The following is a 13,443-nucleotide window of genomic DNA, read 5'->3' as shown; positions in this document are numbered from 1 at the left end:
TACCCCGTACGAACACTCGTCGGCGCCGCCGCGGTCCCCTATCCCGCGACCGCAGCCGCCGCAGGCAGCACCGCCGAGACGCGGAAGCCGCCGCCGTCCGTCGGGCCCGAGACGAAGACCCCGCCCAGGCCCGTGACCCGCTCCTTCATCCCCACCAGGCCGTTGCCGCCGCTCGGCAGGCGGGCGTCCGCCGAGCCGTCCGGCTCCGGCGGCGGCTCGTTCTCCACCTGCATCGCGATCTCCGCGCCGCGGTAGGCGAGCCGCACATACGTCTTCGCGCCCGCCGCGTGCTTGTGGACGTTGGTCAGCGCCTCCTGCACCACCCGGTAAGCGGTCTGCTCCACGTCGGCCGAGCAGTCGCGCGGCTCGCCCTGCACCGACAGGTCCACCGCCATGCCCGCCGCCCGCGACTGGCCCACCAGCTCGTCCAGCTCCGCCAGGCACGGGCCGTCCTCGTCGACCGCGCGGGACGCCGCCGCGGCCGCCGCGAACCCCACGGCGGCCAGCGGCAGCGGCTCGGCGGGCTTCGCGCCCTGCGCGCCGTCGCTGGTCCGCAGCACGCCGAGCATCTGCCGCAGCTCCGTCAGCGCCTGCCGGCCCATGTCACCCACGAGTGCCGCGTTCCGCACGGCCTTCTCCGGGTCCTTGCGGGCCACCGCCTGGAGCGCCGCCGCGTGCACCACCATCAGGCTCACCCGGTGCGCGACCACGTCGTGCATCTCGCGGGCGATCCGGGTCCGCTCCTCGTTCCTTGCCCACTCGGCCCGCTCCTCGGCCCGCTCGGCGAGCAGTTGCAGCTCCCGCTCCAGGCTGTCGGCCCGCTCCCGCATGCCCTCCACGAGACGGCGCCGCGCGCCGACGTACAGCCCGAGCAGCACCGGCGGCGCGGTCACCCCTATCGCGGCGGTCACCGCGAAGAACGGAATGAACTCGCTGCCGATCGACGGGCTGCCCTCCGCCATGTCCTGGTTGGCCCGCACCAGCGCGACGATCAGCGTCCCGGCCATCGACATGCCGGCGAGGGCGCCCGTGATGCGGCGCGGCAGCTCGGAGGCGGCCAGGGTGTAGAGGCCGACGACCGTCAGCAGGACGCCCATCTGCGCGGGCGTGATCGCGATCGATATCAGTACGACGGCGACGGGCCAGCGCCGCCGGATCAGCAGCGCGGCACCCGCGAGCACGCCGAAGGCGATTCCCACCGGCACGGGCAGCCCCGCGTCCCGCGCGAAGGCGACTCCCTCCGCTCCGCACTCCGCCGCGGACAGCGCCGCGAGCCCCGCGTCCAGCGCGGCCCCGCGCCACCGCTCCCACCACCACGGCCCGGTCATGGCCGTGGTGCGGTCGTCCCCCGTCGTGGTCATGTCTTCCAGCGTACGGGCGTTCCGCCCCGGTTTTCCGGTGAGTTTCCCGCTCGGTGATCCAGCACACGCCCCGCTCGACCGAAAGCGAAACGCACCGTTATCCCTAGAACTGTTGAAGGCTTTACGGTTCCACCCCGGAATGCCCCGTTCCGGACCGCCGGGGCATCGATCTCCACCGTCGCGTCAAAGGGGGTCGGTACGGCATAGTGTGGGGTGCCGACTCGGCGGCCTGACGAACTGTCCGGTTTAGTCGAGTTTTATCCCCCATGGTGTAATCAGGCAGCACTGCGGTTTTTGGTACCGTCTGTTCAGGTTCGAATCCTGATGGGGGAGCAGTTTTCGCAGTTTTTGCCGGGTCCTGACCGCCGAGGTCGGGACCCGCCCTCATTTCCACCCCACAACGCCCCGGTATCCTGCGGTTGTCCTCCCCAGAGGAACCCCAACCCATCCGAAGCCGAAGGGCATCCCCCGTGAGCGCAACCTGCCCGGCAGCCGTCGTCGTCCTCGCAGCGGGTGAGGGCACCCGTATGAAGTCGGACCTGCCCAAGGTCCTGCACGAGATCTGTGGCCGTTCCCTCATCGGGCACGTGCTCCACGCCGCCTCCGCGCTCTCGCCCGAGCAGCTCGTCACCGTCGTCGGTTTCCAGAGCGAGCAGGTCAGGGAGCACCTGGGCGCCGTCGCACCGCAGGTCCGCACCGCCTACCAGGCCGAGCAGAACGGCACGGGGCACGCCGTCCGCATCGCCCTGGAGGAGCTCGGCGGCCCGGTCGACGGCACCGTCGTGGTGGTCTGCGGCGACACCCCGCTCCTGACGGGCGCGACGCTGCGCAAGCTCGCCGCAGTCCACAGCGACGACGGCAACGCCGTGACCGTGCTGACCGCCGAGGTGCCGGACGCGACGGGCTACGGCCGCATCGTCCGCGACGCCGCGAACGGCGCCGTCACGGCGATCGTGGAGCACAAGGACGCCACCGAGTCCCAGCACGCCATCCGCGAGATCAACTCCGGCGTCTTCGCCTTCGACGGCCGCCTCCTCGCCGAGGCGCTCGGCAAGGTGCGCACGGACAACAGCCAGGGCGAGGAGTACCTGACGGACGTCCTCGGCATCCTGCGCGAGGCCGGGCACCGGGTGGGCGCGGCCGTGGCGGACGACCACGAGGAGATCGCGGGCATCAACAACCGCGTGCAACTGGCCCAGGCCCGGCGGACGTTCAACGACCGGCTGCTGACGGAGGCGATGCTGGCCGGCGTCACCGTCATCGACCCGGCGTCGACCTGGGTGGACGCCACGGTCACCTTCGAGCGGGACGCCGTCGTGCACCCGGGGACGCAGCTGCACGGCGCCACGCACGTGGGCAAGGGCGCCGAGGTGGGCCCCAACACGCGGCTGAAGGACACCACGGTGGGCGCGGGCGCCCGGGTCGACAACAGCGTGGCGGACCACGCCGAGATCGGCGAGCGGGCGACCGTCGGCCCGTTCGCGTATCTGCGGCCCGGCACCCGGCTTGGGACCAAGTCCAAGGCGGGTACGTATGTGGAGATGAAGAACGCGACGATCGGCGAGGGCGCGAAGGTGCCCCACCTGTCGTACGTGGGGGACGCGACCATCGGCGAGTACTCCAACATCGGCGCCGCGAGCGTCTTCGTGAACTACGACGGCGAGGCGAAGCACCACACGACGGTGGGGTCCCACTGTCGTACGGGTTCGGACAACATGTTTGTGGCTCCTGTCACGGTCGGGGACGGCGCGTACACCGCCGCGGGCTCCGTGATCACGAAGGACGTGCCGGCCGGTTCGCTGGCCGTCGCCCGGGGCCAGCAGCGGAATATCGAGGGCTGGGTGGCCCGTAAGCGTCCGGGGAGCGCGGCCGCGAAGGCGGCGGAGGCGGCGTCCCGGGAGCCGGCCGGCGAAAGCTGACCGGAAACAGGTGCGCCTGACACGGCGTACCGTGATAGTGCACATTCGGCCGACTCGACGCACCGGGACGCGTGAGTACGGCAGCGGGAAGAACTCTCTGAGGAGACAGTGCTGTGACCGGGATCAAGACGACCGGCGAGAAGAAGCTGATGCTCTTCTCCGGCCGCGCCCACCCCGAGTTGGCCGAGGAGGTCGCACACAAGCTGGGTGTCGGCATCGTGCCGACGAAGGCCTTCGATTTCGCCAACGGCGAGATCTACGTCCGCTACCAGGAGTCGGCACGCGGCGCCGACTGCTTCTTGATCCAGAGCCACACCGCTCCGATCAACAAGTGGATCATGGAGCAGCTGATCATGATCGACGCGCTGAAGCGCGCGTCGGCCCGCTCCATCACGGTCATCGTGCCGTTCTACGGTTACGCGCGGCAGGACAAGAAGCACCGCGGGCGTGAACCGATCTCGGCACGTCTGATCGCGGACCTCATGAAGACGGCGGGTGCCGACCGCATCCTCACGGTCGACCTGCACACCGACCAGATCCAGGGCTTCTTCGACGGCCCGGTCGACCACCTCTTCGCGCTGCCGATCCTCGCGGACTACGTGGGCGCGAAGGTCGACCGCTCGAAGCTGACCGTGGTCTCCCCCGACGCCGGCCGCGTGCGCGTCGCCGACCGCTGGTGCGACCGCCTCGGCGCGCCGCTGGCGATCGTGCACAAGCGCCGCGACAAGGACGTCGCGAACCAGGTCACCGTGCACGAGGTCGTCGGTGAGGTGAAGGGCCGCGTCTGCGTCCTGGTCGACGACATGATCGACACGGGCGGCACGATCTGCGCCGCCGCCGACGCCCTCTTCGCGCACGGCGCCGAGGACGTCATCGTGACGGCCACGCACGGTGTGCTCTCCGGCCCCGCCGCGGACCGCCTGAAGAACTCGAAGGTCAGCGAGTTCGTCTTCACGGACACGCTGCCCACGCCGAGCGAGCTGGAGCTCGACAAGATCACGGTGCTCTCCATCGCGCCGACGATCGCGAACGCGGTGCGCGAGGTCTTCGAGGACGGTTCGGTGACGAGCCTCTTCGACGAGCAGTAGAGCGCCCGGTAGAAGATCCTTTTGGTGCGGCCTCCGTCGCCGAGTAGACTGCTGAAGTTGCTCGGCGAGGGAGGCCGCACTTTTCTGTGTGGCTGTCCGTTATCGACGCGCTCTTCGTAGCAGGCCGTTCGTGGCCGGGTGACCGATTCTTTCCCGTCACTGCATATACGAGGAGTGCACATGTCCGAGGTGAAGATCACCGCCGAGACCCGTACCGAGTTCGGCAAGGGTGCCGCCCGCCGTCTGCGTCGCGCCGACAAGCTGCCCGCCGTCGTCTACGGCCACGGCACCGAGCCGGTCCACATCGCCCTTCCGCACCACGACACCCTCATGGCGCTGAAGACCTCGAACGTCCTGATCAACCTGGACATCGACGGCCGCAGCGAGCTCGTCATCCCGAAGGCCGTCCAGCGCGACGCCCTCCGCATCGGCATCCTCGAGCACGTCGACCTGCTCATCGTGAAGCGCGGCGAGAAGGTCACCGTCGAGATCCCCGTCCACACCGAGGGCGACCTGGCGCCGGGCAACAACCTGCTCGAGCACGTCCTGAACACCCTGCCGGTCGAGGCCGAGGCCACCCACATCCCGGAGTCGGTCACCGTCTCCATCGCGGGTCTGGACGCCGGCGCCTCGGTCCTCGCCAAGGACATCCCGCTGCCCTCCGGCTCCACGCTGGCCGTCGAGGAGGACACCGTCGTCCTCCAGGTCCTGGCCGCGCAGGCCGAGGAGGCCCCGGCCGAGTCCGCCGAGGGCGACGCGGCCGCCGAGGCCTGAGCCTCGCGACGCACGTTCGGCACGGCAGCCGCCGCTCCCTCGGGGGGCGGCGGCTGCCGCGTATGAGGTCATAAGACGCGCGCAGGACCGCGTATGAAGGAGACATGCACGTGACGACCGACGCCAGCGCCCCCTGGCTGATCGCGGGCCTCGGCAACCCGGGCCCCGAGTACGCCATGAACCGGCACAACGTGGGCTTCATGGTGGCCGACCTGCTCGCGCACCGCATGGGCAGCAAGTTCAAGCGGGCCGGGAAGGCCCAGGCGCAGGTGGTCGAGGGCCGCGTCGGCCCGCCCGGCCCCGCGAGCCGCCGGGTGATCCTCGTGAAGCCGATGTCGTACATGAACGTCTCCGGCGGCCCGGTGACGGCGCTCCGCGACTTCTACAAGGTCCCGACGGAGCACATCGTCGCGGTCCACGACGAGCTGGACATCGACTACGGCACGCTGCGCCTGAAGCTGGGCGGCGGCGACAACGGCCACAACGGCCTCAAGTCGATGACGAAGGCGATGGGCCCCGACTACCACCGGGTGCGCTTCGGCATCGGACGCCCGCCGGGCCGCATGCAGGTCGCGGACTTCGTCCTGAAGGACTTCTCCTCGACGGAACGCAAGGAACTCGACTACTTCGTGGACCGAGCGGCGGACGCGGTCGAATCCTTGCTCACGGACGGCTTGGAACGCGCCCAGAGCACATACAACTCCTGACCCCGCTCAGGCTGCGTCGCCGGGCGAGCTGGTGCCGCTCAGGGGCGCGGGGAACTGCGCGACAAGCCACAACGAACCCGCACCCGACACACCACGAACAGGACCCCGCACCGCCGAAGCGATGCGGGGCCCTGTCACATTCGGCCGAGGGCAACTCAGCCCGTGTTGCGCAGCCCCGCCGCCACACCGTTGACGGTGAGCAACAAGGCCCGCCCGAGCAACGGATCAGGCTCCGCGCCAGCGGCAGCCGCATCGCGCTGCCGCTTCAACAGCGCGACCTGAAGATACGAGATCGGGTCGAGATACGCGTCGCGGATCGCGAACGTCTGCCGCAACGCCGGGTGCGACCCGAGCAGTTCACTCTCCCCCGTGACGCGCAGCACCTCCCGCACCGTCAGCTCGTGCTCCTCCTCGATCGTGTCGAAGACGTGCTTGAGCTCGTCCGGCACGAGCGTGTCCACGTAGTGCCTGGCGATCCGCAGGTCCGTCTTCGCGAGCGTCATCTCGACGTTGGAGATGAAGTTGCGGAAGAAGTGCCAGTGCTCGTGCATCTCGTCGAGGACGGTGTCCAGGCCCGCCTCGCGCAGCGCCTTGAGGCCGGAGCCGACGCCGAACCAGCCGGGCACGATCTGCCGGGACTGGGTCCAGCCGAAGACCCACGGGATGGCGCGCAGGCCGTCCAGCGAGACGCCAGAGCCGGGACGTCGCGACGGCCGGGAGCCGAGGTGCAGGTCGGCGAGCTGGTCGACCGGCGTCGACGCGAGGAAGTACGTCGGCAGGTCGGGGTCCTCGACGAGGCGCCGGTACGCGGAGTGCGCGGCGTCGGAGACGACGTCCATGGCGGCGTCCCAGCGGGCGAGGGCCTCGTCGGACTGGCGGGGGGCGGTGTGCAGGGCGGACGCCTGGAGCGTCGCCGCGACGGTCAGTTCGAGGTTCTCGCGGGCCAGTGACGGCACGAGGTACTTGTCGGAGATGACCTCGCCCTGCTCGGTCACCTTGATCTCGCCCTCCAGGGTGCCCCAGGGCTGGGCGAGGATCGCGTCGTGCGAGGGGCCGCCGCCGCGGCCGACGGTGCCGCCGCGGCCGTGGAAGAGGCGCAGCCGGACGCCGTAGCGGTGGGCGACGTCGCGCAGACGCCGCTGGGCGCGGTGGATCTCCCACTGGGAGGTGGTGATGCCGCCGAACTTGGAGGAGTCCGAGTAGCCGAGCATGACCTCCTGCACGTCACCGCGCAGGGCGACCAGCCTGCGGTACGACGGGTCGGCGAGCATCTCGTCGAGGATGACGTCGGCGGCGCGCAGCTCGTCGGTGGTCTCCAGGAGCGGCACGATGCCGATCTTCGCCCAGCCGGCGTGCAGGTCGATGAGGCCGGCCTCGCGGGCGAGGACGGCGGCGGCGAAGACGTCGTCCGCGCCCTGGCACATCGAGATGATGTACGACTCGACGACCTCGGGTCCGAAGACTTCGAGGGCCTTCTTGACGGTGAGGAAGACGCCGAGGGTCTTCTCGCCCGCGGCGTCCACGGGCGCGGGGGACGGGCCGAGCGGGCGCCGGGACCTGAGCTCCTTGGCGAGGAGCTTCTGGCGGTACTCGCGGGGCATGTCCGCGTACCGCCAGGACTCCTCGCCGAGGCGGTCGAAGAGCTGGCCGAGCGCGTGGTGGTGGGCGTCCGCGTGCTCGCGTACGTCCATGGTGGCGAGCTGGAGGCCGAAGGCGGCCAGCGTGCGGATGGTGCGGTTCATCCGGCCGTCGGCGAAGAGGGCGCCCTTGTGCTCGCGCAGCGAGGTCTGGATGAGGGTGAGGTCTTCGAGGAGTTCGCTGGTGCCGAGGTAGTCGCGGCCCGGCTCGTGCGGGGTGCCCTTGGCCAGGCGCTGCTTGGTGTTCTCCAGCTTCTGCCGGATGCAGGTGGCCTTGAGGCGGTAGGGCTCCTCGGCGTTGAGGCGCTTGTAGCGGGGGCTGATCTCGGGCAGCCGCTCCAGGTCGCCCTGGAGGGAGGCCTTGAGCTCGTCGGTGGCTCCGGTGTAGCGGATCGAGTTGGAGAGGAAGCCGCGCAGCTCGTCGATCATGTCGAGCGCGTCGTTGATGCCGTGCTCGTGCTGGAGGATCAGGACGTCCCAGGTGACCTGGGGCGTCACGTTCGGGTTGCCGTCGCGGTCGCCGCCGATCCAGGTGCCGAAGCTGAGGGGCCGGGTGCCCTCGGGCAGCTGGACGCCGACGCGCTCCAGTTCGGCGGTGAGGTCTTCCAGTACGTCCCCGACGGCGCCGGCGTGCAGCTCGTCGAGGTAGTAGATGGCGTTGCGGGCCTCGTCGGCGGGTTCGGGGCGGACGACGCGGAGCTCGTCGGTCTGCCAGACGAGGTCGATGTTCTCGGCCAGTCGGGTGTCGTGGCGGCGCCGGTCGGACTCGATGACCGGGGTCTCCAGGAGCTCGGCGACGCGCCGGAGCTTGTTGAGCACGGAGCGGCGGGCTGCCTCGGTGGGGTGCGCGGTGAAGACGGGGCGCACGTTGAGGTGCTGCACGGTCTGGCGCAGGTGCTCGGGGTCGGCGTCCTTGAGGCGGTCCGCGGTGCGGGCGAGGAGGCCGCCCTCGGCGGCGCGCCGGGCGCGCAGCTCGCGGCCGCGGTGGACCTGCTCGGTGACGTTCGCCAGATGGAAGTACGTGGAGAAGGCGCGGACCAGCTTGGCCGCGGTCTCCAACTCCGTGCCGCCGAGGAGCTTGGCGGCGGCCTCGCCGTCCTCGCGCGTCAGACGGCGGACCTTTTCGACCAGTTCGAGGAGTTCGGGACCCTCCTGGCGTACGAGGGTCTCGCCGAGCAGGTCGCCGAGGCGGCGGATGTCGGCGCGCAGCTCGGCGCTGGCGGTGCTTGTGGCCTGCTGGCCCTGGTCGTCGGCACTGCTCACAGGTGCGGCTCCTTGCAGTGTTGAAGCGCTTCAAGACTGGGAGGGGTTCCGGTGGGGAACCGGGGAGATACAGAGCGGACCGCGCTGTCCGACCGTCTCCAAGGATAGGTGTCACTTCGGGCACGAAGCTCGCGGCCTCTTGCCGCGGAGCCCCGCACTGCCATACTTACGTCGCCGTAGGTTACGGAACCGTAGGTAACGTGGTGTCGCAGCCGCTGCGGGAACCGTGCCCGTGCACTCTCCCACCCCCATCCCTCGACCCCATAGGGGACGTGCCCATGACGACAACCTCCGATGCGTACTCCGACGCCGATGTGATCGAAGACGCTCCGCGGGCGGCCGGCCCTGCCGGTTCGGCCGCTCCGCCGCCCCCGGCGACGCTGGGCGGCGAGCGGAAGCGTTCACTCGAACAGATCGCCCTGCTCCTCTTCATCACCGTCCCGTTCCTGGCCCTGGTCGCGGCGGTGCCGCTGGCCTGGGGCTGGGGAGTGAGCTGGCTGGACCTCGGCCTGCTCGTCTTCATGTACTTCCTGGGGTGCCACGGCATCACCATCGGCTTCCACCGCTACTTCACGCACGGCTCCTTCAAGGCGAAGCGGCCGCTGCGGATCGCGCTCGCGGTGGCCGGGTCGATGGCGGTGGAGGGCCCCGTGGTGCGCTGGGTGGCCGACCACCGCAAACACCACAAGTTCTCCGACGCGGAGGGCGACCCGCACTCCCCGTGGCGCTTCGGCGAGACCATCCCGGCCCTGATGAAGGGGCTGTGGTGGGCGCACATCGGCTGGATGTTCGACGAGGAGCGGACGTCGCAGGAGAAGTACGCGCCGGATCTGGTCAAGGACCCGGCGATCCGCCGGATCTCGCGGCAGTTCCTGATGTGGACGGTCGTGTCGCTGGCCATCCCGCCGGTGGTGGGCGGCCTGGTGACGATGTCGTGGTGGGGCGCGTTCACGGCGTTCTTCTGGGGTTCGCTGGTCCGCGTCTCGCTGCTGCACCACGTCACGTGGTCGATCAACTCGATCTGCCACGCGGTGGGCAAGCGGCCCTTCAAGTCGCGTGACCGCTCGGGCAACGTGTGGTGGCTCGCGGTGCTCTCCTGCGGCGAGTCCTGGCACAACCTCCACCACGCCGACCCGACGTCGGCGCGGCACGGCGTGATGAAGGGCCAGATCGATTCGTCGGCGCGGATCATCCGCTGGTGCGAGCGGCTCGGCTGGGCGTACGACGTGCGGTGGCCGTCGCAGGCGCGCATCGACTCCCGCCGCCAGCCGCAGGCCACTGACGCGGCATGATGGACGACGTGGCGACCGACTCCAGCAATTCAAGCCCTGCCGGCAAAGAGAAGCAGCCCCGGCGTACCCGCCGGACCCGGATGACGGGTGCCGAGCGCCGGGAGCAGCTTCTCGACATCGGTCGCACGCTCTTCGCCGCCAAGGGGTTCGAGGGCACGTCGGTGGAGGAGATCGCCGCGAAGGCCGGCGTCTCCAAGCCCGTCGTGTACGAGCACTTCGGCGGCAAGGAGGGGTTGTACGCGGTCGTGGTGGACCGCGAGATGCGGCAGCTCCTGGACATGGTGACGGGGGCGCTCACGGCGGGACACCCGCGCGAGCTCCTCGAACAGGCCGCGTTCGCCCTGCTCGACTACATCGAGACGTACACGGACGGCTTCCGCATCCTGGTCCGCGACTCGCCGGTGGCGCAGTCGACGGGCACCTTCGCCTCTCTCATCTCCGACATCGCGACGCAGGTCGAGGACATCCTCGGCCAGGAGTTCAAGGGCCGCGGCTTCGACCAGAAGCTGGCGCCGCTGTACGCGCAGGCGCTGGTCGGCATGGTCGCGCTGACGGGCCAGTGGTGGCTGGACGCGCGCAAGCCGAAGAAGGCGGAGGTGGCGGCGCACCTGGTCAACCTGGCGTGGCACGGGTTGGACGGGCTTGAGCCGAAGCCCCGTCTGATAGGTCACCGGAAGAGCTGACGTCGTCGCCCTGCTGGGCCTGCGCCTCGCGTCCGCAGGGCCCCGCCGCTCCGCGGCGGGTTTCCCCACCCGCCCGCCCTCACTCCTCGTCCGGCTCCAAAAACTCCAAGCGGTTGCCCACCGGGTCCTGCGAGTAGAAGCGGCGGTGGCCGGGGCGGTTGTCGTCCCAGGCCACCTGGGCGCCCCGGGCATCGAGGCGTTCCGCGTACGCCTCGATGCCGGTCACCCGCAGCCCGGGGTGCGCCTTCCGCGCGGGCCGGAAGTCCTCCTCGATGCCGAGGTGCAGCCGCACGGCCCCCGCCTCGAACCAGCAGCCGCCGCGCGCCGCGAGCGCCGGCGGCTTCGGCACCTCCCGCATGCCGAGCACCCCGCAGTAGTACTCCCGCAGCCGCGCCTCGCTGCCCGGTGGGGCCGCCAGCTGGACGTGGTCGATCGCCGTGAGCATCAGGCGTCACCGGCCCTGCGGGCCACCGCGAACACCCGCCGGAACGGGAAGACCGTGCCGTGCCCCGTCGCCGGGTACGCCGTACGCAGCAGCTCGCGGTAGTCCGCGAGGAACGCCTCCGTCGCCGCCGGGTCGTCCGCCAGGGCGGTCAGGACCGGGCGCAGGCCCGTGCCCTTGACCCAGTCGAGGACCGGGTCGTCGCCCGTGAGGAGGTGCTGGTACGTCGTCTCCCAGGCGTCGACCTCGCAGCCGAGGTCGGCGAGGCGGGTCAGATACGCCCCCGGCGGGAGCACCGCGTCCCCGTGGCGCAGGACGTCGCCGAGGCGACCGCGCCAGCGGGCGGACGAGGCGAGGTCGCGCATCAGGACGTGGCTCGGGGCGTCGAAGTTGCCCGGAACCTGGAAGGCGAACGTGCCGCCGGGCGTCAGCGCCTCGATCCACACGGGGAACGAGTCGGCGTGGCCCGGCACCCACTGAAGGGTCGCGTTGGAGAGGATCAGGTCGTACGTGCCGGGGGCCGGGGCCCACTCCGTGGCGTCGGCCGGGGCGAAGTCGAGGCGGCCGCCCCCGGCGGTGGGACCGGCGAGCCGGGCGGCGCGGGCCAGCATCTCCGGTGAGTTGTCGAGGCCGGTGATGTGCGCGGTGGGCCACCGCTCGGCGAGGAGCCGGGTGGCGTTGCCCGGCCCGCAGCCGAGGTCGGCGACGCGGGGCGGCCGGCCTTCGGCGGGGAGCTCGGGCACGCGGGCGAGGAGGTCGGCGAAGGGGCGGGACCGGTGGTCGGCGTGGCGGAGGTACTGCTGCGGGTCCCAGGTCGGGGCGGCTGCGGTCATGGAGCGGGCCTCCTCGGGTGACGGGGGTCTGACGTCATCCTGAACCCCAGGTATCTTGACGTCAAGAGACTTCACGTCGACAGACCCCCTACACTGATCGTCATGGAGGACGAGGTCGATCGGCTGGTCGCAGCGTGGCGCCGGGAGCGCCCGGACCTCGACGTGGAACCGCTCGAGGTGCTCAGCCGCGTGAGCAGGCTCGCGCGCCACCTCGACCGGGCCCGCAGGCTCGCGTTCGCCGAGCACAATCTGGAGCCCTGGGAGTTCGACGTCCTGACGTCGCTGCGGCGGGCGGGCGCGCCCTACCAGCTCTCCCCCGGCCAGCTCCTGACCCAGACGCTCGTGACGTCCGGCACCATGACGAACCGCATCGACCGCCTCGCGAAGAAGGGCCTCGTGGAGCGCCTGCCCGACCCGAGCGACCGGCGCGGCGTCCTCGTGCGCCTCACCGCCGAGGGCCGGGACCGCGCGGACCAGGCCCTCGCCGGCCTCCTGGCGCAGGAGCGGGCGATCCTCGCCGAGCTCTCCCGCGCCCAGCGCGGCGAGCTGGCCGGGCTGCTACGCCAGTTGACCGCCCCGTTCGACAACATCCCCGGCTAGGTCGGCCGGGCCGACGCCCGCGCGCCGGGCAAGAGCCACCGCGGCGAGGGTGGAGTGCACGCCCAGTTTCCCCAGCACGTTCTGCATGTGGGTGCGCACCGTGTGCGGGGAGAGGAAGAGGCGCTCGGCGACGGCCTTGCGGCCGAGCCCCGCCACCATGCAGCGCAGCACCTCGCGCTCGCGCGGGGTCAGGGACTCCACGAGGCGCTCGGACTCGGTGCGGTGCTTGCGGGCGGCCGTCAGCTCGCGCAGGACGCCGGTGAGCAGGGCGGGCGGCAGATGGGTCTCGTCCCGCAGGACGCCGCGTATGACCGTGAGCAGCCGGGACAGGGAGCAGTCCTTGGCCACCCATCCCGACGCGCCGGCCTGGAGCGCGAGGGCCGCGCGGCGCGGGTCGTCCTTCTCGGCGAGGACGACGGTGCGCACGGCGGGCTGGCCGGAGCGGACGCCGGCGACCAGGGAGATGCCGTCGACGAGCCCGTCGGCGCCGCCCTCCTGGACGGGGGCGGCGACGGGGGTCCCCCCGGCCCTGGCGAAGCCGAGGGTCTGGGGGAGTGCGCCCTGCATCGCGTTCGCGGTGCTGCCGAGGTCGGCGTCGACGAGCAGCACGTCGTATCTGCGGCCCTCGGTGACCGCCCGCTCCAGGCAGCGCAGCGCGGCGGGACCGCTGCCGGCCGCGGAGACGTCGACGTCGGGCTCGGCCGCGAGCGCGGCGGCCAGCGACTCGGCGAAGATGCGGTGGTCGTCGACGACCAGGACTCGAATGCGAACCACAGAAACCCCCTTCCCCGCGCTCCCGCAAGGAGCTGGGGATACCCCGTCATCGGAGAACGGCTGGTGCGGG

The 13,443-nt window shown here is 71.2% G+C and carries 12 protein-coding genes and 1 tRNA gene; 8 read left to right on the top strand and 5 right to left on the bottom strand.

All coding sequences use genetic code 11. The annotated features are described in order from the left end of the window. Positions 1-38: 38 nt before the first annotated feature. The gene (locus ACZ4Z4_RS14195; RefSeq protein ID WP_468326689.1) at positions 39-1,361 is read right to left on the bottom strand and encodes a sensor histidine kinase; all 1,323 of its coding nucleotides are present in this window, start codon (positions 1,359-1,361) and stop codon (positions 39-41) included. A 260-nt stretch (positions 1,362-1,621) separates the two neighbouring features. On the opposite strand from ACZ4Z4_RS14195, the gene ACZ4Z4_RS14190 reads away from it, so the two are divergent. The 5 genes from ACZ4Z4_RS14190 (at position 1,622) to pth (ending at position 5,849) form a co-directional block, all read left to right on the top strand. After that, positions 1,622-1,694, top strand: a tRNA-Gln gene (locus ACZ4Z4_RS14190). Between the two features lie 137 nt (positions 1,695-1,831). Then, positions 1,832-3,280, top strand: coding sequence for a bifunctional UDP-N-acetylglucosamine diphosphorylase/glucosamine-1-phosphate N-acetyltransferase GlmU (gene glmU, locus ACZ4Z4_RS14185; protein WP_468326688.1), 1,449 nt, complete (start codon positions 1,832-1,834; stop codon positions 3,278-3,280). A gap of 113 nt (positions 3,281-3,393) precedes the next feature. Continuing rightward, entirely contained in the window at positions 3,394-4,368 is a 975-nt protein-coding gene (locus tag ACZ4Z4_RS14180; RefSeq protein ID WP_150168841.1) for a ribose-phosphate diphosphokinase, read from the top strand. Positions 4,369-4,548: 180 nt separating this feature from the next. Then, positions 4,549-5,142, top strand: coding sequence for a 50S ribosomal protein L25/general stress protein Ctc (locus ACZ4Z4_RS14175; RefSeq protein WP_468326686.1), 594 nt, complete (start codon positions 4,549-4,551; stop codon positions 5,140-5,142). A gap of 104 nt (positions 5,143-5,246) precedes the next feature. Then, positions 5,247-5,849 carry an aminoacyl-tRNA hydrolase gene (gene pth, locus ACZ4Z4_RS14170; RefSeq protein ID WP_468326685.1) on the top strand — a complete coding sequence of 201 codons (603 nt, stop codon included), beginning with the start codon at positions 5,247-5,249 and terminating at the stop codon, positions 5,847-5,849. A 155-nt stretch (positions 5,850-6,004) separates the two neighbouring features. On the opposite strand, the gene ppc is transcribed toward pth, so the two are convergent. After that, positions 6,005-8,749 carry a phosphoenolpyruvate carboxylase gene (ppc, locus tag ACZ4Z4_RS14165; protein WP_468326683.1) on the bottom strand — a complete coding sequence of 915 codons (2,745 nt, stop codon included), beginning with the start codon at positions 8,747-8,749 and terminating at the stop codon, positions 6,005-6,007. Between the two features lie 278 nt (positions 8,750-9,027). On the opposite strand from ppc, the gene ACZ4Z4_RS14160 reads away from it, so the two are divergent. Together ACZ4Z4_RS14160 and ACZ4Z4_RS14155 are read left to right on the top strand one after the other, a co-directional pair. Then, the gene (locus ACZ4Z4_RS14160; protein WP_468326681.1) at positions 9,028-10,041 is read left to right on the top strand and encodes an acyl-CoA desaturase; all 1,014 of its coding nucleotides are present in this window, start codon (positions 9,028-9,030) and stop codon (positions 10,039-10,041) included. Then, complete coding sequence (locus ACZ4Z4_RS14155; RefSeq protein ID WP_398303459.1) at positions 10,038-10,724, top strand: TetR/AcrR family transcriptional regulator; 687 nt, start codon at positions 10,038-10,040, stop codon at positions 10,722-10,724. The genes ACZ4Z4_RS14160 and ACZ4Z4_RS14155 overlap by 4 nt, the downstream gene beginning before the upstream one ends. Before the next feature lie 79 nt (positions 10,725-10,803). Here the strand turns inward: ACZ4Z4_RS14155 and ACZ4Z4_RS14150 are convergent, their stop codons facing one another. Together ACZ4Z4_RS14150 and ACZ4Z4_RS14145 are read right to left on the bottom strand one after the other, a co-directional pair. After that, positions 10,804-11,169: a VOC family protein gene (locus ACZ4Z4_RS14150; protein WP_468326679.1), complete on the bottom strand. Its 366-nt coding sequence runs from the start codon at positions 11,167-11,169 to the stop codon at positions 10,804-10,806. After that, on the bottom strand, positions 11,169-11,999 hold the full coding sequence (locus ACZ4Z4_RS14145) for a trans-aconitate 2-methyltransferase (protein ID WP_468326677.1): 831 nt from the start codon (positions 11,997-11,999) through the stop codon (positions 11,169-11,171). Before ACZ4Z4_RS14145 ends, ACZ4Z4_RS14150 begins: the two co-directional genes overlap by 1 nt. A gap of 102 nt (positions 12,000-12,101) precedes the next feature. Here ACZ4Z4_RS14145 and tamR point away from each other — a divergent pair, with 102 nt between their 5' ends. Further along, on the top strand, positions 12,102-12,599 hold the full coding sequence (tamR, locus tag ACZ4Z4_RS14140) for a MarR family transcriptional regulator TamR (protein WP_358579554.1): 498 nt from the start codon (positions 12,102-12,104) through the stop codon (positions 12,597-12,599). Here tamR and ACZ4Z4_RS14135 read toward each other — a convergent pair. After that, entirely contained in the window at positions 12,558-13,373 is an 816-nt protein-coding gene (locus tag ACZ4Z4_RS14135; protein ID WP_468326675.1) for a LuxR C-terminal-related transcriptional regulator, read from the bottom strand. The two genes, tamR and ACZ4Z4_RS14135, sit on opposite strands and share 42 nt — an antisense overlap. Between the last annotated feature and the right edge of the window lie 70 nt (positions 13,374-13,443).

The sequence above is a fragment of the Streptomyces sp. NPDC030245 genome, from assembly GCF_055572995.1.
This window is presented reverse-complemented; position numbering and strand designations above follow the sequence as displayed.